The sequence below is a fragment of the Paenibacillus cucumis (ex Kampfer et al. 2016) genome (genome assembly GCF_019748695.1).
Lineage (GTDB): Bacteria > Bacillota > Bacilli > Paenibacillales > Paenibacillaceae > Paenibacillus > Paenibacillus polysaccharolyticus.
Genome location: NZ_JACLIC010000044.1, coordinates 49468 through 69575, shown reverse-complemented (window position 1 = coordinate 69575; position 20108 = coordinate 49468). Strand labels below are relative to the sequence as shown.

Below are 20108 nucleotides of genomic sequence, written 5' to 3'. Positions count from 1 at the left end.
CGAGGATGGAAGCATCACGGCAAGCCATTTGACCGAAGAAGCTGTAAGCAAAGCTCACCTGCAAGATGGTGCAGTCACGGCATCTAAACTGGCGGATGGCAGTGTGGACGGCAGTAAACTGACAGAGGGCACGATATCGTCTGTGCATCTCGCTGATCGTGCTATTGATGGCAGCAAGTTAAGTGAGCAAAGTATCACGTCCAGTCACTTAAATGATGGAATCGTGGGCACATCACATCTAAGTGAAGAGATCTGGAATGCGATCCGTCAGGTCAGTGCAGAAACGCTGGAACAGCTTGCCGAGTTCAAAAGGCAAGAAGCCATGCAGGAAGTACAACAGTTTATACAGTCGGTTGGCCTGCCTAACGAAGGTCTGTTTACCTGGGGAGATGATGCGGGGTCGTCGCCGGATGCGCCTGCTGAGTTCCAAGCCGGAAATTTGAATCTTCAAGAGCTGCTTGGGCTACACAATGATTCGGAAGTAGATGCCGTATTAACGGAAGGCGAGTCTGCTACGGGAATCACTGAAGCTGAAGATGCATCGGATGGAGAAAATGCATTATCGCCGGATGTAGCTGACACAGACTTATCCAACTCTATCACCCCTCAAGGGGCTGATACAGAGGTGCCAGTCTCCTATACCCTTAAGCCTCAGTCGGTAACACAAGAGCATTTGTGTGATGGTTCTGTAGGCAGTGAACAGTTGCAGACTGGTGCTGTTCAAGCCGAACATCTGGCATTCCAGCCGGTACGTAGCGTGAGTAAACAGCCTGCTGTGCAGCAGTTTGGCATGGAAGCTTTTGTTCTGCCGGAGAATGAAACGTGTACCGAAGTGACGATCGTTTTCGAAGAGGCGTTTGATTCGGAGCATTATGTCATTGTAGCCATGAGCAATGACCGTGGATTTCAGGTGTCGCTGTTATCCCAGAGTGAGGATGAAGCTGTGCTGGAAGTAACGCGGACAGCGGATTGCAAGCATACGTATGGTTTGTTGTCCTGGATCGCAGCGGGGCCATCGGCATAAAAATATACAAAAGCGGTGTCCAGAGTATGTCCCGGACACCGCTTTTATTTGATAAGCCTGACCGTTCGGACATGAGGGGTGCCGGAACGAGGCTACTTTTTAACACAAGAATAGAAGGGGAAATAATAAGTTCGGTATCGCTTTTTGTGAAGGTCGCAGATGCTACACACGATCAGTTAACGATTATAGTCCTACAGCCTGATAGGCTTTGGTGATGGCAGTTGCCTCGGCGGAATTCGCACCGTAGAGGTCTTTGGCGGCCTGAATCGTTGCTGTTTTGGCAGCTGCAAATTTCGATGTTGGTGTCAGGTAATTCACCAGCGTGCTATAGAAAACACGTACGGCCTTATCCCGGCCGATGCCGCTAACCGTTACACCGTTATGTGTACCGCCTTGGGCTGCAAGGTAGAACGCTTTGTTGATAATACCGCTGTTGGTGTGCACACCGCCGTTATCTGCACTGCCCGTGTAACGGTCACTATATTTGTCAGGCTGGTTGTACAGGGTAGGGTCGGCCAAAGAGCGCAATGCATCTCCTGGAATGTTAGGAGTATAGATGCCGTCACCCAGCAGCCAGTTTTTACTCTCAATGGTGTTACCCATAATATCAGCAAACGCTTCGTTTAATGCTCCTGATTCATTGCGGTATTCCAGATTGGCGGTGTACTCGATCACTCCATGTGTCAACTCATGACCCACAACATCGAGATCCCCGGAGAAGATACCGAACAGTGAGCCGTCCCCGTCACCAAATACAATCTGTGCCCCGTTCCAGAAGGCATTGTTATACTTGGAGCCATAATGTACGGTAGAGCGGATCAAAAGACCGTTGCCATCGAGGCTGTTGCGGTTAAATTTATTTTTGTAAAAATCATAAGTGGCAGCAGCATAAGCATGTGCATCAACAGCTGCACGGTCCGTCCACACGTTGTTAGAGCTGGTAGACAATGTTCCTGGTAACGAGGAGCGATTGTTTGCTGTATACGTTTGAATGCCTTTTCCACGAGTGGTATCTTTCAGCTGGTAGGTGCTGCCCGATTGCGTTGTGGTCAGCGTTTTGGTGTCACCAAACACCCCGGTACCTGTTCCTGTAGCAAAATTGATAATATCAAACTGGGATACGATGCTTCCGTCCACGGCGTTAATAAAATATTTGGTTCGCAGCGGGGCAGGTTCAAGCACGTTCACTTCGGTAATATAAACCAGATAGGTCTGACCGTCATCTTCATGATGATAAATTTGGAGTTCAGCCTTTGGCTCAAGCTCCGGTGCACCTAACTCGCCGATCCGGGATGTCGCTTCTTCCGAGGCCACTTTAATCGCGTCCTCTGCACTGATACCAGGGATTCCGTCATTAGGAATCGCTTGTTCTTCAACAGGCGGAAGTTCACCAAGAGCAGAAGTCACAGCTCCCGTTTTGTCCAGATGGAGGGTCTGCTCGGCACCGTAGACCGGAATACCTTTGATGTACTGTTGCAGACGGAAGTGCCTTACACCGGAAGTATCCGTGTTACGTTTAATGATTTTGAGCTGGCCTTTGACGTCAGAGTTCAGGAACTGTTCCTGTTGACCAAGATAATTATAGATCGTTTCGTCAGGATTGTTGTTCAAAAGGATACTCTCCTCGGAGGCATAAGGAGCCTCAAGCGGAATGGATAGATCAGATGGCGCTGCAGCAGCAGAGGATACGGAAGCGAGCAAAAGAGCTCCTCCAAGAATTGTTGGCATAACTTTGGCAAATTTCATTGTTAACTCTCCCATTCTCATCATATTTTTTGGAAAAAAAGGGTTTATGCCTAACTCGGATGGATTTCCGTCTGCATCTGGCAGGGCGGAGTGAGGGGCTCAAACAGAAGTATGTTTAAGAAGCAGGGGTTGTCCCCCTAGTGATCGTGGCAAACCGAAGGTTCTACGGAGAACCGGGATGTTCAATCCGTGTGTGGAATGCGGGAAGAAGAAGCCGGGTTGGGAACGGCATCACTCCTTTCAAGTTCAAGGTCTGTTTGTGTACAAAACGGAGGAGATCAAACGTCTGAACTAACCGAAGGTCAATAAAAGGACAGAAAGAGGTTTTGGGAACGTGAGTTCTCGACAAGGTTAAAAATGTAAATTGTGTGGCTTGAATCGTATAGTATCACAGTGTAAAAGATTGGAAAAGATACAATTTTAAATTTTTTCGAAAATTGTGTCTAAGGACAGGGAAGAGATGTCATTTTTAAAAATATTGACGAATCTTGTCGGTTCACAGGATGGGTGTACTTACACTCCTGCCCAGAACCTAAGTAAGATAAGGACATACGCCGTTTCCACTGCTCCACGAATACATAGAATAACGTGTACTCCCTTGGCATGATCAGGATGGATTGTGGGAGGTGAATTTGTTGCGGAAACAACGTAATAGAGCCAGTTTTGCAACAAAAACAAGAAAAAAGCGTACCAGACGGGTATCTGAAAAAAGACGAATCCAATCGAGAAGGAAAAAGGGTACAAAGACCTATGTTTTCTCCTTACCACCTAACCACTCATTTCATGCGAACAATCGAAGAGAAGCACATGAGATGATTGGAGAAGTTACTGAGCAAGACAGAGAAGTTCTCCCGCAGCCTGTGCTATCGGTGATTATTCCAGCGATGAACGAGGAACGCACCATTGCTGCTGTAGTCCGTGAAGCGACACGTATATGCCGCGATGCGGAAGTACTGGTTATCGTAAACGGGTCAACCGATGGCACAGCCAATGAAGCTGAACGGGCTGGGGCACGGGTACTCCACTATCCTGAAGCGCTGGGACATGATGCAGGACGAAGAGTAGGGGCAGCATCAGCCCGAGGGCAGATTTTGCTGTTCACGGATGCAGACATTCTGATCCCGGCCGAACACCTGGCACCTTTCGTTCAGGCTGTGCTAAATGGAGTCGATGTTGCACTGAACAATTACAACGGTCCGGTGACACGTAGCCCTGTTCATCCGGTCGTTGAAGCAAAACATATGTTGAACAGTCTGCTCTCCAGATCCGATCTTGGTGGTGCTTCTATGACAGCCATTCCTCATGCGCTTAGTAGGCAGGCACTTGAGATCATTGGCATATCTTCACTGGAAATTCCGCCACTTGCTCATGCCAAAGCGATATTCGGCGGCCTTCGGGTGCAAGCTGTTCATCATGTGCCTGTAGGAAAATGGAATGCTGTTCGTTCGACGAAACGAGGCGGTGCTGATCTACTTAGCCAAGTCGTACTGAACGATCATCTGGAGGCGATCCGCTGGATGACAGATACACGGGGGCCACGGGGGGGGTACCCTGATCTGCAGCGTGTTCGCAGTCTGGCTCAATAAGAAGTTTTAAGAAATGAGGGATTATGTGATAGAAACGGCAACATGCGGAGGTGACAGCGATAAAAACACGATCAGGAGTAAGGGCAAAGAGACGGACGCGAGCCAAGCGAATGGCGGCGGGCAGACCCCGGAGCAGAAAGCAAGCTGAGGGGAAACGCGCGCCACGTACCCAGCATCTTGGGTGGAGCCGGCGGAATGTCCGGAAGGTGATGCCGGATCTACGTCCATTTTGGAGAGCAGGCCAGCTTGCAGGCAAACAATTCAGGGCAGATGCCGACAACCTGAATAAACATGCTTCTGATACGTGGCAAGTACACGCGGCGAATCTGCCGGAACAGACTAGCTACGAAGCTGCATTGCAGGCAGGCAGGGTGTTTATTCAAGGCTATGCGAATTCCTCAGGCCATGTACCAGAGATTGTACCGCTTCCCCTCCGACATGTTGCTGCTGCCGTAGTCTGTGCCTGTAATGAGGAACGCACACTTGGGCAAGTGCTGGTACAACTAAGACGTCTACCCCTCCGCGATATTGTAGTTGTATTAAACGGTACGACGGATAACAGTCTGGAACACGTGCTTCAACATTCAGGCATTACACTTGTGTATGAACCGGAACGAGCCGGGCATGATGTGGGTCGGGCGCTTGGAGCCAAAATGACAGATGCAGAGACCGTTTTGTTTGTGGATGGAGACATGGTTATACCTGCGGAACAACTGGCACCGTTCCTGTTCGCGATTGACCGGGGGCAGGATGTAGCGTTAAACGATCTGACTTCTTTACTTCCTCCTTTTTCCAAGCAGGACGAAGTCAGCCGGATCAAAGCTTATTTGAACCATACATTAGGTCGGCGGGACCTTGGTTCGAATTCGATGACCGCTGTGCCCCATGCCCTATCTAGGCGAATGATTCAGGCTGTAAAATCTGCTTCGCTGGCCGTTCCGCCGAAGGCACAGATGCTTGCAATCCAGCAGGGATTTAAGGTATCCGCTCCATGCCAAGTGGATGTCATTCGCTCAAACCGACTGCGTGCCGGGAACACGGGTAGTGGTAATGGTGTTGCCAGATTGATTCTTGGGGATCACCTGGAAGCACTGGCAACATGGATGGGTACGAGTGAATATGCCCTTCGGACCAACCTTCCTTCCCGTGCAGAGGTAGCGTACAGGAGGAATGTGAGATGACGCTGACCAGCATCATTATACCCACTTATAACGGACTCTCATTGCTGAGGCCTTGTGTCGAGGCCATCCGAACATACACGGGAGAAGCAACATCGTATGAGATCATCGTTGTAGATAATGGGTCGACGGATGGTACTGCCGAATATTGTGCCAAGGAACGCATCCGGTTTGTTCGTTTACCCGAAAATCGGGGATTCCCTGCCGCTTGTAATGCTGGACTTCGAATGGCCTGCGGGGATGAATTACTCTTGCTGAACAACGATGTTACCGTTACATCATGCTGGCTCGAAAATATGCGCACAGCACTGTACAGTGAAGATGATGTTGGTATCATCGGGCCAGTCACGAACTATGCCAGTGGTATTCAGCAGGTGCATATGACGTTTCGGGATGTGCCACATTTTCAGGAGCTAGCGGCTGCCAATAATGTTTCGGATGTGTCCAGGTGGAAGGAAGTACGCCGAATCGTAGGGCTGTGTATGCTGATGAAACGAAGTGTACTGGAGGCCGTAGGCTGGCTTGACGAAGCGTATTCCCCTGGCCACTATGAAGATGACGACTATTGTTATCGAGCTAGGTTGCAGGGCTTCCGTTTGTTGGTATGCGGTGATGTCCTTGTACATCATCAAGGCAGTGCGAGTTTTCAAAAGACAGATCATACGGAATGGAAACAGTTGCTGGAGCGTAACCGTTCCATTTTCATCAATAAATGGCAAGTCGATCCGCGTGAATTTATGGACATATCCGATGAAGGAGGGAACAAGGAATGAAAGGTGTAATTCTTGCTGGTGGCACAGGAACCAGGCTGTACCCTCTGACCCGGCTTATTAATAAACATCTGCTTCCCGTCGGTAAACATCCGATGATTATGTATGGTATCGACAGGCTTCGTCAGGCAGGGATTGAGGATATTCTGATTGTTATCAACAAACATTCCGCTGGTTTGTATACGGAGTATCTTGGTGGCGGAGCGGATCATGGGGTTAGGCTGACGTATCGTATTCAGGAAAAGGCTGGCGGTATTGCCGAAGCGCTTGATCTGGCCTCATCGTTTGTTCTTCCGGGCGAAAAATTTGTTGTGCTTCTTGGTGATAATCTGTTCAGCGATGATTTGAAACCGTATGTAGAGCGATATATGCAGCAACCTGCGGGTACGGCGCGAGTGTTGCTTAAAGGAGTGGACGATGCGCGTCGCTACGGGGTGCCTGTCTTTGATGAACACCATCCGGAACGTATCGCGTACATTGAAGAAAAGCCAAGTCAGCCGAAGACCTCTTACTGTGTAACGGGCATATACATGTATGATGACCATGTGTTTAGCCTGATTCATAACATTGTACCATCCGCACGTGGAGAGCTGGAGATCACCGATGTAAACAACCATTATGCCTCCGGCGGCGGATTGGAGTATGACATTTTGCAAAAATATTGGAGCGATGCCGGCACATTTGAATCGCTTCAGGAGGCAGCTGTACGCATGAAAGGGCAGCTACCTTAACCGGAAATAACATGATACAGCCGCGGTGCGTTGCGTGGATCGAAACCGATGATCAGAGCAAATGTTGTAAACAAATGATGGAAACAGATGATGGAAACAGAATCCTCGCCGGAGCCTTGAAGTAAGCTCCGGCGTTTTGTGCAACGACCGCGGTCACTCGGGCAAGACGGTGAAGGTGTAAATTACAGTGAAGTGATGCTGGATGCGCAAGGCACGGTGAGAGTAGAGAATAGAAGAGGTATGGGTAATGCGAGTGGTGTGAAGAGTGGAGGCAGAGCGGTGCAAGTGAATAATGCAGGGAAGTGGGGCATGTGAAAGGTACCGTAAGAGCAGGGAGCAGCAAAGGCGGTAGCAGTACGGGTGGTGTGATCAGGATAAGTAAGGCAGGCCGGACTGGAGTTGTGTTGAGTAGGGGCAAGGCAAGTACGGCTGAAAGAGTTGGGAAAGCGAGTACGGCTGGAAGTGTGATAGTCGCTGGCAAAGCAGATCGGATTGGAAATGTGGGCAATGTGGGCAAAGCAAGTCGGCCTGGAGGCGGCATTAGGGTGGGCAAAGCAGCGAGGGCCCGGGGAGTGGGAAAGACGGACAAAGCGCGAAGAAGCAGCAGAGCCGCAGGTGAGAGAGCGAGCAGGGCAGGCGGGGCAGCGCTTGCCCCGCCTGCACAGAGCCGCCTGCGTCAAGGCCCCGTCCAGCGCAGGCGCGCTTCTGCGCAGGGCCGGCGCGCCGCGGCCCGCGCCAAGCAGCGCACGGCGATGCGCCGTGCGCCCAAGCCAGCACCGCACGCAAGCTCGCCACAGGCGATGCCTGCCAGCGGTGCTGGCCCCGCCCCGCGCCAGACGACACACCCGCAGGGTGTCGTCGTGCCCGCGGGGCGGGAAGGCGCTGCCGCGAGTGCGGGCAGCGCAAACGGCGTGCCGCCGCCGGCTGCGGAGCATGCCGTGCAGGCGGCAGGGCCCGGCGGTTACGCCGCGGGTTACCGCGACGGCGTATTCGCCGGGGGCGAGGCGTTGGTGGCGCAGCACATCCCGCCGGATCATATTCTGCCCGCTGTCGCGGCGGCAGATTTGATCGCGGCGGGCTTCCGCCAGTATGCGCCCAGCCTGACCCGGCTGACCAGCCCTCATGAGATGGCTGGTCACATCATGGCGGCGCTGGATGCGCAGCGCCCCCTGTCTGTCGTTCGCCTCGGGGATGGCGAACTGCTTACGCTGGCAGCAGACACCGTGCTGCCAGCTACAGAAGTGCAGGAGCTGGCACCGTTTCTGCCTTATGCAGGGGTGCCATGCTCCACGCCGGACATCCGCGCGACGCTTGCGGAAGCGATTAGGGGTGCAGACTGGGTGGGTGTGCCCATCTCACGTGCTCCGACGTTTCAAGGACTATTATTCCCGGTTCTGCGCCATTTCGGAATCGATTGGTCCAGTCTGAAATTGACCAGTTCCACCATCAATTACAGTCTGCATCAGTCTCGTCTGTTGCTGCCGATCTTGCAAGGACGGCGTGTGCTGCTGATCGGCAGCCAGGCGGCAGAGCTGGGAGCCTTGTTACAACTGCATGGGGTGCAGGTTACAGGCATCATCCCTGCGGTAGCAGGCATGGCAGATATTCCGAGGGTAATGCAACTAACGTCTGAGCACACCTTTGATATCGCTCTGGTCGCAGCGGGCATTCCAGCGGTGGTGCTATGCAGGCGTATCGCTGGAGAACTGGGCAGCATTGCCTTCGATTTCGGACATTTGGCGGACAAATTAGTGACAGGGGAGCTTCAACTCTAGTGAGTCGTCTGGGGCAGGATCACCGGGACCCTGCCTCTGGCACGAGTGGAATGGAGGAAGCAACATGAAGAAATCGGAAATACAGCCTCATCGTGTACGAAAAAATAATCAGAGCAACTTACAGCAGAGAAGTCAGCTTAGAGTGGGCGCGCAATTATCGGGTAGCCATCCTCATCGTATAGGTGCATCTGCTAAGGTTTTTCTTCATGCAGCCGGTGGCCGTAATCGGCGTAATGCTTCACGGAAAGGCAGAAGGAGTCATCGTATTCTTCGAAACACCAAGTTATACAAGCAAGGATATAACCGAGGTTACGAAGATGGTGTTCTTCAGGGACAGAATTCATTCGGAATTGTGTTTGAAGGTGTCAGCATCATCATTCCCACCTACAATCAGCGGGATTATGTACTGCAATGTGTGTCAAGCATTGAGAAACATACCCCGGCTCCTTACGAAATCATCGTTGTAGACAATGCTTCTCAAGATGGTACGGCCGATGCACTGCTTCGCAAAGGCGGTATGGTGAGGGTAGCTGCACTGGAGAAGAATCGGGGATTTGCCGGAGGCGTTAATCAGGGTCTGATGATGGCAAAGGGACGGCATATCGTTGTGCTGAACAATGATACCCTGGTTACCCCGGGCTGGCTGGAGAATATGATGACGTGTCTTAACAGCGATCCGCAGATTGGTGTCGTAGGACCTGTAACGAACTACATTGGCGGAGATCAGCAGATTGAAGTGCCTTATCGTGAAGTAGAGGACATGTGGTCTTTCGCTGCGAACCAGAATCGTCCCGACCCGGAGAAACATCGAGTGACGGATCGGCTCGTCGGATTCTGCTGGCTGTTTTCCAGAGATTTGTTTGAGCGTGTAGGGTATCTGGATGAGGGTTACGCCGTAGGTAACTTTGAGGATGACGATTGGATTGTACGGGTGCGGATGTTGGGATACCGACTTGCTGTAGCAGGTGACGGCTTTATTCATCATTTTGGAAGTGTGAGTATGAGAGCGCTGGGAGAGCAGGACTTTAACACGGTGAACAAGGGCAACGAACAATTTTACAGTCAAAAATGGGGAGAACCTCAAGCGCTCATCGCGGAAACCTCCAGATTGTCACAGACTCCGTACTCAGACCCTCAGACGCGATCTCAGGCGAAGGTATCTTCGTTAGCGGCAAAAGGTGATTTACGCCAGAGGGCCGCAGGTTCCTCTTCTGTAAACAGTCCTGCAACATCACCGCTCAGACGAAGCAGTGATTTCTATCCAGAAGGTGCATTTCTTGTTGATCTGAAGGGTGATGTCTATGTACTAAGAAGCGGTCAGCGCCGAAAGCTGAACATTCCTGTTCCGCGCGGCATCTCGCCGGTGCTGGTCGCCAAACCTGATCTGTTGGGCATACCTGCGGGTGAACCGCTGGTGTCCGCTGGAGATATTCGGAACGGGTCGTTTGAACCTGACTTTCCTCTTGCCGTAATCTCTCCCGATCCTGCCGTGGAACCTACTGACTTGAGTATTGTATCTGTTGCTGATACACCGGAAGTTTGGTATCTGGTCACCGAAGGTAAACGTAGGAAGTTTGTATCCATCTATGCAGCGGAACGTTGGGGAATAAGCTCCAGACATGTGCATCAAATATCAACCGAACAACTCCATTCAATCCCGGAAGGATGGCCGATTATTGCTCCGCCCCAGTTGCTGAACAAGGATTTGTGATGGCCACCGCTCGTGGTTTGAAGCAACATGTAAACATGCGGAATGAACAACACTGAAGGGTGCGCTCTTCTTGGGCTGAACGCTCAGCTGATCTGTTCATTCCGTGTGAGGTCTTTCAATAATAGTTATATAATTAAGTGATCAGAGCAAGACTATTATATCTGTAAATACATATATGAAGTTGAAAGACTAATTTACTTCTAGGGAGCCGTAGGTAACGCATGTTAATAAGCTTGGAGGCTGAAAATGAAAAGAGCACTTTTTATTACTTTCTTAATCTTATTATTCTCTCAGGGTGTAATGATCTTGAAAAAATAGACATTAATTCACCATCTTACATGTTTAGCGAAAACTCCGGGATCGCTAGTGAAGTAAAAGTAAATTTAAATGGAATCTTTAACAAAAATGAAAATGCTTTTGAGGGATCTTTATCTATCAATGATATGGCTTTCGAAAAGGTAATCTTCATGCATAAATCTTTACTAATAACTTATGAAGGTGCAAAGAGAACCGTGTTAGGAGATATTATTTTGATAAAAAGGCTAATCAATTTGCGATTATTATTACAGAACCTGAACTATACATGAAATTAACGAATGGAAAATATCAGAATGAAACGTTAGTTATAAGTGCTCCTGCATCAAATCTAGAAGAAGCAAAGATGATTGAGGAGAAGTTAAAAGCATTGGAGTGAGTCTAAACTCACTCCTTTTTTCGAATCAAAATTGATACTGAATGGATAACTCAAAATTTAAATTTATTTTTCCTATTCTGTTATAGGATTGTTCTATTAGCAGAACCATTGACGATGCAAAGGGACGGGAGTACATTTATAGGCATAATTCTTATTTAACAGATTGGAATTAAAGGTATAGGTCGATCCGGTCTGTCTGATGATCTGGAACTATATTATGGAAATCGGAGGTATGTCGATGTCATCATCCCAAAAATGCGGCAGGATGAAGCAATGCTGTCTGAACGGAATGGATTAAGTTTAATAAGGCTAATGCAATAGGAGCACAACGGTTATTTTTACAGGGTGCCATATAGAAAAAATCTATTAGAAGCACGGTTGACCGGTTCGGCGGGGCAATGATAAGCTGTGTGAAATTAAAACAAACCAAACTCATAGGAATAATCAATTTTGATTTCGAGACTCAATCATTTATTTAGATATGCTACATTTTGGTACCATCAAATTACCTTATTTCAGGGAAGGCGGAGTGTACATGACAGCAAAACGAAGTTTGAAATTTGGAGCGATCATTCATGGTGTTGGGGGAAGCAACACAACCTGGAGACATCCGGAGGTTCTATCCGATGCCAGTGTCAACTTTGGATTTTACAAACGTCAGGCGCTGAAGGCAGAAGAGGGCAAGTTTGATCTGGTATTCATTGCAGACGGCCTGTATATTACGGAAAAATCCATTCCTCACTTCCTGAATCGCTTTGAACCGATCAGCATTCTTTCCGCTCTTGCTGCGGTAACTTCACGCATTGGACTTGTGGGCACACTCTCCACATCCTATAGTGACCCCTTTACAGTCGCCAGACAGTTCGGTTCGCTTGATCTGATCAGTGATGGTCGTGCAGGCTGGAACGTGGTGACATCTCCCTTGGAAGGTACCGCAAAAAATTACAGCAAAAGCAATCATCCAACACATCCGGAGCGTTACCGTATTGCTAAGGAATATTTACAAGTAACCAAAGGATTGTGGGATTCATGGGAAGATGATGCATTTGTAAGAGACAAGGACAGCGGTGTGTTCTTCGATCCTTCGAAACTACACACGCTGAACCATGAAGGGGAGTTCTTCTCTGTACAGGGGCCATTGAACATCGCTCGTTCACGGCAGGGACAGCCGGTTATTTTCCAGGCAGGTTCCTCAGAGGATGGCAAAACACTGGCGGCACAAGAAGCCGATGCCGTATTCACTGGACACGATAACATTGAAGATGCACAGGCGTTTTATAAGGACGTCAAAACACGGGCAGCTTCCTATGGGCGCTCAGCACAAGATATTGTTATTTTGCCAGGCATTAACCCGATTGTGGGACGGACGGCAGAGGAAGCGGAACAGAAATATCAGGAGATCGCAAGCCTGGTAACCATTGATAAAGCATTGGACTACTTGGGACGTTTCTTCGAGCATCATGATTTCTCCCAATATCCGCTGGATGAACCGTTCCCTGAACTGGATGGCATAGGCAGCAACAGCTTCCGCAGTGGAACAGACAAGATTAAAAAAGATGCCAAAGAACAGGGGTTAACGCTGCGCGAAGTCGCTTTGCGGGCTGCAACACCACGAAGTCAATTCCTGGGCACGCCGGAGCAGGTCGCAGACAAGGTTCAGGAATGGTTCGAGGCAGAAGCGGCAGACGGATTCATTATTGCTTCGGAGTTGCCTAGCGGATTGTCCGACTTTGTCGAGTTGGTGGTACCTATTCTGCAGGAACGCGGCCTCTATCGCACGGAGTATGAGCATGATACGCTGCGTGGCAATTTGGGTGTCCAGGTGCCTGTAAACCGTTATACAGCAGCAAGGACACAGGAAGAGTCAAACGTCATCTAATCGAATGTCAAATGTCATTTAAATCGAACATCATCTAATTGTTGTAATTCATGTTAACTCAAACGCGGTGACTCTAACCTGTACTCACAATCCAATACATTCGGATCAAATACAAGAACAGTTCATCGTTAAAATGAAGCACAAATGCATCTGGATCATAGCGTTAATAAAGTTAATGAATCCTTTTTTTTCTTAAAACCTACTTTTCTCATAGGAAATATAAAATATATACAAGTTTGCTTGGCGTAGCACATTAATGACACCTGTATACACAGAGGGGGAAGCGATATGAACAGGTCTATCTCATGGACAAAAGTGGTGGCGTTGGCAGTAGCATTGGTGATGGTTTTGTCCGGATGCGGAGCAACATCAGGAGGCAAAACCAGCGGTGCGGCACAGGCTTCCGCCGGCGGGGGTCAGGCTGGTAAAGCGGAAGGGGGTAACCTCACCTTTGCACTGGCGACTTCACCGGATACACTCGATCCGCATCGTAGCGGTCTTGCTGTAGCCGTACGAGCGATTCGCACGATCTACGACAATCTGGTGGTTCAGCTGCCAGATGGTTCTATCAAACCTTGGCTTGCCAAGGAATGGAGTGTATCGAAGGATGGCAAAAGTTATACCTTCAAGCTGCGTGAAGACGTGAAATTCCATGATGGAACCCCGTTTAACGCTGAAGCGGTGAAGTACAATCTGGATCGGGTCATTGATCCTGCCACCAAAGCTGCCAATTCCCTTGCCCTGATTAGACCTTATAGCTCCTCCGAGGTCATTGATGAGTATACGATCAAAGTTAATCTGAATGCACCTTCGCAAGCGTTTCTCGGTAACCTGAGTCAGGCATTACTGGGGATCGTGTCTCCAACCGCTGCGAAGAAATATGGGGATCAACTAGGCAAAAATCCGGTGGGCACAGGCCCGTATACCTTTGTGAAATGGGATGGAAACGCGGATATCGTAGTGGCCAAAAACAAGGATTACAACTGGGGCCCGGAAACGGTCGAAAACAAAGGTGTTCCGCATATCGATACGATCACGTTTAAGATTGTACCGGAAGAAGCAACACGTATCGGAAGTGTGCAGAGTAAGCAGGTGCTTGCCGCAGAGACCGTACCACCGCAAAATATCGCTGCGCTGAAAAGTGATCCGAACCAGCAATTGTTGCAAGCCAATACGGTTGGTTTGCCGTATACCCTCTTTTTCAATCTGCGCAAGGCACCTTGGGATGATGTAAAAGTAAGGCAAGCGGTACAATCCGCTGTTGACGTCGAGTCCATTGTGAAAACCTTGTATCTAGGTAACTACGAGCGCGCATGGTCTGCATTGTCTCCAGGCATTCTTGGCTATGACAAGGCACTTGAAGGGAGTATCACCCCGGACATCAACCGAGCTAACCAACTACTGGAAGAGCAGGGCTGGGTTAAGGGGGCTGACGGGATTCGTGTCAAAGACGGGAAGAAGCTAACTTTGCGTTATGTAGATGGCTCCCCTAACCGGGAGAAACGCAATGACATTGCTGCCATCATCCAGCAACAGCTGAAACCGCTGGGCATTGCGGTAGAAGTGGTGATTACCAAAGACATTGCTACTGTGATCTATCAGAACTGGGATTATGATCTGTATGGTAACAGCCAGGTCAACTCCGATCCGAATGCCTTGTACGCCTTCTATCACACCAGTGCGGAAGGGGAGCGTCCGACATTATCCGGTTTATCTGAGCCAAAGATTGATCAACTTCTGGAGCAGGGAGCGGTAGAGACGGATTCGGCGAAAAGGGTAGACATCTACAGTCAGATTCAGAAATATCTCATTGAACAGGCGGTTATTTTGCCAATCTACGTATTTCCGTATACTGTGGCTGCATCCAAAAACGTGGAAGGCATCAAGTTCGATGCACTCGGTTATCCACTCTTTAATGATGTACGTATCCAGCCATAATGCAAATTGCATTATCCAGTCTTATCATTCCAACATGGCGTACAGCCTGTTCCGGTTTCAGAAAGGAGCCATTCCGGTATGATTCAACTGATCTTGTCACGGTTTGCAACGTCGCTTCTCGTTATATTTGGAGCTTCGGTGCTGGTGTACTGCATCATGTATCTTCTGCCGGGTGATCCGGTGCTGTTAATGCTGGACCCGTCCTCGGCTACCCCGGAGATGATTGCTAATCTCCGGGCACAGCTTGGGCTGGATCAACCTTTTTATATCCAGTTTGCGAACTATTTTGGCGATATGCTGCGCGGGGATTTCGGTCAATCCATGGTTAACTCCGATCCGGTATTGCCCAAAATTCTGGAACATTTCCCGGCAACGCTGGCATTGACGGCACTCAGTTCGCTGATTGCCATCACCATCGGAATTACACTTGGCGTTCTGTCGGCCATTCACCGGAATGGTGTGATTGATGTTATGGCTCGGCTCGTTGGATTGTTCGGCATCTCGATGCCAACGTTCTGGACCGGCATTCTGCTTATTCTGTTGTTTTCCGTACAGCTCGGCTGGTTCCCTGCGATGGGGTCGGACGGATTCAGTTCCTTGGTGCTTCCGGCAGCTACACTCGGACTTGTCGGTGCAGGATTTATTGTGCGGATGGTGCGTAACAGCATGCTTGAAGTGATAAATGAGCCGTTTATCGTTGCTTTACGGGCCAAAGGATTGTCTGAACGGGCCATCATGTATGGTCATGCACTGCGTAATGCCCTGATCCCCGCCGTAACGGTCATCGGTATGTTAATTGGGGATTTGCTGGCAGGAACCGTGGTGGTAGAGACGGTATTCTCCAGACAAGGAATTGGTCGTATTATTGCTGATGCGCTAATGGCTAAGGATCTGCCGGTGGTGCAGGGCGTTGTATTTTTTACATCGATCATCTATGTCGTGTTGAATTTGCTGGTAGACATCTCGTATTCGTACATTGATCCTCGAGTTCGGCGGGCGGTCCGTACATGATCCATATCAGGAACACCGCATCAGGAACTTGCAAAATGTGAAGAGGCAGGAGAAGGAGGCGTTAATTTTTATGAGCATGAAACCTTTGACGGGACACAAAAAGACATGGGCAGGAAATGCCAGAAATACCGGAAGTACCGGAATTGTCGGGAAAGCTCGCCTGTGGAGATGGAACCGCCTGCCTTGGCAGCGCCGTGTTTCATCCGCAGTATCGCAATTGTTTTTGTATACCGCCCTGCTCATCGTCATCTTCACTGTGGCCTGTGCCATCGTACCAGGCTGGATTGCGCCTTATGATCCAACACAGATGATGACGGATGCCATTCTGCAGTCTCCTTCTGCTTCTCACCTGTTCGGTACAGACTATTTCGGCCGAGATATCTTCAGTGTGGTTGTGCATGGTAGCCGGGATTCCTTGCTGATCGGTTTTGCTTCCGTGCTTGTTGGTGGTCTCGTCGGCAGTGCTCTTGGCATCCTTGCGGGATATGCGGGAGGACTGGTTGATACGGTAACGATGCGGGCGGTGGATATTCTTATGGCCGTACCAGGCGTATTGCTCGCCTTATCTGTTGCTGCGGCGCTTGGGCCAGGACTGCTAAATATTGCACTGGCTGTTGCAGTAGCCTCGATACCAGGTTATGCAAGGGTGATGCGCGGTCAGGTGATGTCTGTCAAAAATCTGCCTTTCATTACAGCCACGCGTTCCCTGGGTGGTTCCAATGCCCGCATTTTCTGGAAACATGTCCTGCCACATTCCTTGTCTCCGCTACTCGTAATGGCAACGCTGGGTGTAGGTACATCCATCCTGACTGGGTCTGGACTCAGTTTCCTTGGGCTCGGGGTACTGAAAGAAATTCCGGATTGGGGTGCATTGCTGTCTCAAGGGAGAGGTTATCTGACAGTAGCTTGGTGGATTTGCACATTCCCGGGTCTGGCCATTACGCTGTTTGTTCTGGCTGTCAATCTGATTGGAGACGATATTCGCGACAGGCTTGATCCCAAAGTAAAAGGAGCGGCTTGACCGCTATTCCAAGGAGGAAAATAATATGTCACATGTTGTCATTATCGCCGGAACCCCGTCCAAGCGTTCACGATTGACAGGACTTACGGATTATAGCAGCCATACGTTAAGCAAAGCTGGTATTTCCGTTGAAGTGATTCAGGTGACCGATTTGCCTGCTGAAGATCTGGTACAGGCAAAGTTCGACAGCCAGGCCATTCAGGATGCACTTGCCATTGTGGATGGAGCGGATGCCGTTATTGTGGCTACTCCGGTATATAAGGCAGCTTATTCGGGCGTGCTCAAGCTGTTTCTCGACCTGATACCACAAGAAGGAATTCGGGATAAGGTGACTCTGCCTCTTGTCATTGGCGGTTCAATTGCACATTTGCTTGCTATTGATTATGCTTTGAAGCCTGTGCTTACCGCACTCGGCGGACGATATATCCTTGGCGGTGTATACGCAGTGGATCAGGGAATTGAACGCAATGAGGATGGAACATTTACACTTGCAGCAGATATTACCGCACGGTTAGATCGCTCTCTGGAAGAATTACGATTGACACTGGAAAAGGATGGGATTACGATATCCTAAAACCAAGTAAATTTATAGGGAAATAAGATGATACGGAGGTGCCTATGAATATTGAGAACATTGAAGCATTTGTATATATCAATCATTACGGAAGCTTCAATAAGGCGGCTGAAGTACTCTTCTTGTCCCAGCCTTCGGTTACGGCACGTATTCAATCACTGGAAAGGGAGCTGGGATGCAAGCTGTTCGACCGACTAGGCAAGCAGATTGTGCTGACGGATGAAGGACGCAAATTTTTGCCGTATGCACAGCAAGTGCTGCAAGTGATCCAGAAGGGTAAACAGAAAATTCAGCAGCGGAGAACGACACCTGAGGCATTGCGCCTCGGAAGCACAGTATCGGTGTCCAATTATGTCATCCCCGATTTTCTGCCCCGAATCAAAGAGTCGTACCCCGAAGTCAACATTAAACTGACAACAGCAACAACGGATCAACTGATTGCTAAACTGCTCAGTCAGGAGATTGATCTGGCGTTTGTACGCAAGGTCATGCACCCTGCGATCCGTACCGTTGCTTTTTACGAAGATCCGATACAGCTATACGTGTACAGAGGACATCCTTTCATTGAAAGCGGACATGTCAGCATGGAGGCGATCCGGAATGAACAGCTGGTCTTTTTCGAGTGTGGTTCACTGGACTGGCTTCGCATTCACCGGGCCTTCGACTCCCTGGAGTACCCGCCGGATATTACATATCATGTCGATAATTCGGAAACAGCGAAAAAACTTGTCATGCAAGGTGCGGGCATCGCTTTTCTCCCGGGGTTAACGGTGAAGAAAGAGGTACAGCGTCAGGAACTGTTCCCGATTCAAGTCCATGAGGTGGCAGGTGTGTCGCTACAGATCAGCGTGGTGACTTTAAAAGAAGAATATTCGCCATTTGCAGAGCCTTTTGGAGAACTGTTACGGCAATTATAGATGGACTGACAAGGCGAATCAGATTTCACCGTTATAGATTGGATAAATTAAGCATGAAAGGAGGGCTCAAGATGAAAAGTGATCTGGAGCAGACGAGAGAACAGCTTGTGCAGCCGGAGGAAGAGCAACAGCAAGTTGAGCAGAGCGAGCAAAAGCAGGAGTTCGCGGCACATCTGACCGCAATTCGGAGGCATCTTCATCGCAACCCGGAGCTTTCTGGTGAGGAAAAGGAAACAACAGCAGCCATTCGCAGCTGGCTGGAGGAGGAAGGTGTTCGCCTTGCCGATGAGTATAAACTGCGAACAGGGCTTGTTGCTGAGGTAGGGCAGGGAAGTGGCCCTGTCGTAGCGCTGCGAGCGGACATTGATGCCTTGCCTCTTCAGGAGGAAACCAAGCTGGAGTTTGCTTCGCAGATTGCGGACCGAATGCATGCATGCGGGCACGATGCGCACACCGCTATTTTGATTGGAGCTGCACGGTTGCTGAAACAGCGTGAATCCAGTTTGCCCGGTAAAATTCGATTGATTTTTCAACCGTCAGAAGAAAAGGCAACAGGTGCTCGCCAAGTCATCCAAAGCGGAGCACTTGCCGATGTTCAGGCTATATATGGTTTACACAATAAACCGGATCTGCGAGTAGGCACAGTGGGTATTCGCGAAGGTGCATTGATGGCGGCAGCGGATGGATTTGTCGTTAAAGTGCAAGGGGTAGGCACCCATGCGGCTGTACCTGAGGCAGGCATCGATCCGATTGTGGTTGCTGCACATATCGTTACCGCATTGCAAGCCATTGTCAGCCGGAATGTAGGTGCTCAGGAGAGTGCTGTACTCAGCGTTACGAAAATAAACAGCGGTACAGCCTGGAACGTTATTCCGGAGGAAGCGATACTTGACGGCACAGTACGCACATTTGACGAGAAGGTGCGCGCCCGTATCCGGGAACGTTTCAACCAGGTCGTAGCTGGTGTGGCTGCAGCCTACGGCACAACGGCGATGGTACGCTGGATTCAGGGGCCACCTGCTGTGGTCAATGATGCATCGCTGGCATTGGACGCAGAACAAGTCGTGAGTGAACTTGGGTTGAATCATGTCAGACCGCTACCTTCGCCGGCAGGAGAGGATTTTTCCTTTTATCAAAAAGAAGTGCCGGGCCTGTTCCTCTTTCTCGGGACATCGGGACCGCACGAGTGGCATCATCCGGGCTTTGATGTAGATGAGCAGGCTTTGCCAATTGGTGCACATCTGCTGGCAGGGCTGGCTGAACAGGCTTTGAAACGTCTGCAAGCCTAAATGGCAGTGATGTTGAAAAAAGTTGGACGTTTAATTTGAATTCAAAATATATTCCTATTCTCGATCTGTAACACTTGTTTCAGAGCTGGCGCTAGTCGTCAGCTCTATTTTGTTTTATGTTCAAAAAATCGGGCAATCCGCAGAAACTTTTCGGTTATTCTAACACCGGAGTGTACGCATAAAATCCGGTTGTACAACAGGTATAGATGGAAAAATTTGTTGACGACCCCCAATGAGTGTGCTATATTTTTCTCGTCCTTTAAT

Annotated in this window: 17 protein-coding genes; 16 read left to right on the top strand and 1 reads right to left on the bottom strand. The window is 49.6% G+C overall.

What is annotated here, in order from left to right:
- The coding region (locus tag H7T88_RS24415) for a WIAG-tail domain (protein ID WP_221790833.1) at positions 1-1024 on the top strand (1024 nt) is incomplete at its 5' end.
- Positions 1025-1207: 183 nt separating this feature from the next.
- Here H7T88_RS24415 and H7T88_RS24410 read toward each other — a convergent pair.
- Positions 1208-2770, bottom strand: coding sequence for a M4 family metallopeptidase (locus tag H7T88_RS24410; RefSeq protein WP_221790831.1), 1563 nt, complete (start codon positions 2768-2770; stop codon positions 1208-1210).
- An 812-nt stretch (positions 2771-3582) separates the two neighbouring features.
- On the opposite strand from H7T88_RS24410, the gene H7T88_RS24405 reads away from it, so the two are divergent.
- From H7T88_RS24405 to H7T88_RS24340, 15 genes are all read left to right on the top strand, one after another.
- Entirely contained in the window at positions 3583-4356 is a 774-nt protein-coding gene (locus tag H7T88_RS24405) for a glycosyltransferase family 2 protein (RefSeq protein WP_260511116.1), read from the top strand.
- A gap of 13 nt (positions 4357-4369) precedes the next feature.
- Positions 4370-4504: a hypothetical protein gene (locus H7T88_RS28890; protein ID WP_260511115.1), complete on the top strand. Its 135-nt coding sequence runs from the start codon at positions 4370-4372 to the stop codon at positions 4502-4504.
- Between the two features lie 61 nt (positions 4505-4565).
- Entirely contained in the window at positions 4566-5537 is a 972-nt protein-coding gene (locus tag H7T88_RS24400) for a glycosyltransferase family 2 protein (protein ID WP_221790827.1), read from the top strand.
- Positions 5534-6307 carry a glycosyltransferase family 2 protein gene (locus H7T88_RS24395; RefSeq protein ID WP_221790825.1) on the top strand — a complete coding sequence of 258 codons (774 nt, stop codon included), beginning with the start codon at positions 5534-5536 and terminating at the stop codon, positions 6305-6307. The genes H7T88_RS24400 and H7T88_RS24395 overlap by 4 nt, the downstream gene beginning before the upstream one ends.
- On the top strand, positions 6304-7035 hold the full coding sequence (locus H7T88_RS24390) for a sugar phosphate nucleotidyltransferase (RefSeq protein WP_154959666.1): 732 nt from the start codon (positions 6304-6306) through the stop codon (positions 7033-7035). Before H7T88_RS24395 ends, H7T88_RS24390 begins: the two co-directional genes overlap by 4 nt.
- A gap of 138 nt (positions 7036-7173) precedes the next feature.
- On the top strand, positions 7174-7350 hold the full coding sequence (locus tag H7T88_RS24385) for a hypothetical protein (protein WP_221790823.1): 177 nt from the start codon (positions 7174-7176) through the stop codon (positions 7348-7350).
- A gap of 695 nt (positions 7351-8045) precedes the next feature.
- Positions 8046-8810, top strand: coding sequence for a GT-D fold domain-containing protein (locus H7T88_RS24380; RefSeq protein WP_312027654.1), 765 nt, complete (start codon positions 8046-8048; stop codon positions 8808-8810).
- Positions 8811-8874: 64 nt separating this feature from the next.
- Complete coding sequence (locus H7T88_RS24375; RefSeq protein ID WP_221790821.1) at positions 8875-10521, top strand: glycosyltransferase family 2 protein; 1647 nt, start codon at positions 8875-8877, stop codon at positions 10519-10521.
- A 1229-nt stretch (positions 10522-11750) separates the two neighbouring features.
- Complete coding sequence (locus H7T88_RS24370) at positions 11751-13094, top strand: LLM class flavin-dependent oxidoreductase (protein ID WP_154891034.1); 1344 nt, start codon at positions 11751-11753, stop codon at positions 13092-13094.
- Positions 13095-13382: 288 nt separating this feature from the next.
- Positions 13383-15032 (top strand): ABC transporter substrate-binding protein, encoded by a 1650-nt coding sequence (locus H7T88_RS24365; RefSeq protein ID WP_221790819.1) that lies wholly within the window; start codon positions 13383-13385, stop codon positions 15030-15032.
- 78 nt (positions 15033-15110) lie between these two features.
- Positions 15111-16043: an ABC transporter permease gene (locus tag H7T88_RS24360; protein WP_221790817.1), complete on the top strand. Its 933-nt coding sequence runs from the start codon at positions 15111-15113 to the stop codon at positions 16041-16043.
- A 70-nt stretch (positions 16044-16113) separates the two neighbouring features.
- The gene (locus H7T88_RS24355; RefSeq protein WP_221790815.1) at positions 16114-17064 is read left to right on the top strand and encodes an ABC transporter permease; all 951 of its coding nucleotides are present in this window, start codon (positions 16114-16116) and stop codon (positions 17062-17064) included.
- Positions 17065-17089: 25 nt separating this feature from the next.
- Entirely contained in the window at positions 17090-17638 is a 549-nt protein-coding gene (gene ssuE, locus H7T88_RS24350) for an NADPH-dependent FMN reductase (protein ID WP_221790813.1), read from the top strand.
- 44 nt (positions 17639-17682) lie between these two features.
- The gene (locus tag H7T88_RS24345; RefSeq protein WP_221790811.1) at positions 17683-18555 is read left to right on the top strand and encodes a LysR family transcriptional regulator; all 873 of its coding nucleotides are present in this window, start codon (positions 17683-17685) and stop codon (positions 18553-18555) included.
- 71 nt (positions 18556-18626) lie between these two features.
- Positions 18627-19844, top strand: a complete 1218-nt coding sequence (locus H7T88_RS24340; RefSeq protein WP_221790809.1) for an amidohydrolase — start codon at positions 18627-18629, stop codon at positions 19842-19844.
- Positions 19845-20108: the final 264 nt, after the last annotated feature.

Excerpts from the sequence above, each read along its gene's own strand:
- H7T88_RS24410 (WP_221790831.1), bottom strand. The coding sequence starts at position 2,770 with ATGAAATTTGCCAAAGTTATGCCAACAATTCTTGGAGGAGCTCTTTTG.
- H7T88_RS24405 (WP_260511116.1), top strand. The coding sequence starts at position 3,583 with ATGATTGGAGAAGTTACTGAGCAAGACAGAGAAGTTCTCCCGCAGCCT.
- H7T88_RS28890 (WP_260511115.1), top strand. The coding sequence starts at position 4,370 with ATGAGGGATTATGTGATAGAAACGGCAACATGCGGAGGTGACAGCGAT.
- H7T88_RS24400 (WP_221790827.1), top strand. The coding sequence starts at position 4,566 with ATGCCGGATCTACGTCCATTTTGGAGAGCAGGCCAGCTTGCAGGCAAA.
- H7T88_RS24395 (WP_221790825.1), top strand. The coding sequence starts at position 5,534 with ATGACGCTGACCAGCATCATTATACCCACTTATAACGGACTCTCATTG.
- H7T88_RS24390 (WP_154959666.1), top strand. The coding sequence starts at position 6,304 with ATGAAAGGTGTAATTCTTGCTGGTGGCACAGGAACCAGGCTGTACCCT.
- H7T88_RS24375 (WP_221790821.1), top strand. The coding sequence starts at position 8,875 with ATGAAGAAATCGGAAATACAGCCTCATCGTGTACGAAAAAATAATCAG.
- H7T88_RS24370 (WP_154891034.1), top strand. The coding sequence starts at position 11,751 with ATGACAGCAAAACGAAGTTTGAAATTTGGAGCGATCATTCATGGTGTT.
- H7T88_RS24365 (WP_221790819.1), top strand. The coding sequence starts at position 13,383 with ATGAACAGGTCTATCTCATGGACAAAAGTGGTGGCGTTGGCAGTAGCA.
- H7T88_RS24360 (WP_221790817.1), top strand. The coding sequence starts at position 15,111 with ATGATTCAACTGATCTTGTCACGGTTTGCAACGTCGCTTCTCGTTATA.
- H7T88_RS24355 (WP_221790815.1), top strand. The coding sequence starts at position 16,114 with ATGAGCATGAAACCTTTGACGGGACACAAAAAGACATGGGCAGGAAAT.
- ssuE (WP_221790813.1), top strand. The coding sequence starts at position 17,090 with ATGTCACATGTTGTCATTATCGCCGGAACCCCGTCCAAGCGTTCACGA.
- H7T88_RS24345 (WP_221790811.1), top strand. The coding sequence starts at position 17,683 with ATGAATATTGAGAACATTGAAGCATTTGTATATATCAATCATTACGGA.
- H7T88_RS24340 (WP_221790809.1), top strand. The coding sequence starts at position 18,627 with ATGAAAAGTGATCTGGAGCAGACGAGAGAACAGCTTGTGCAGCCGGAG.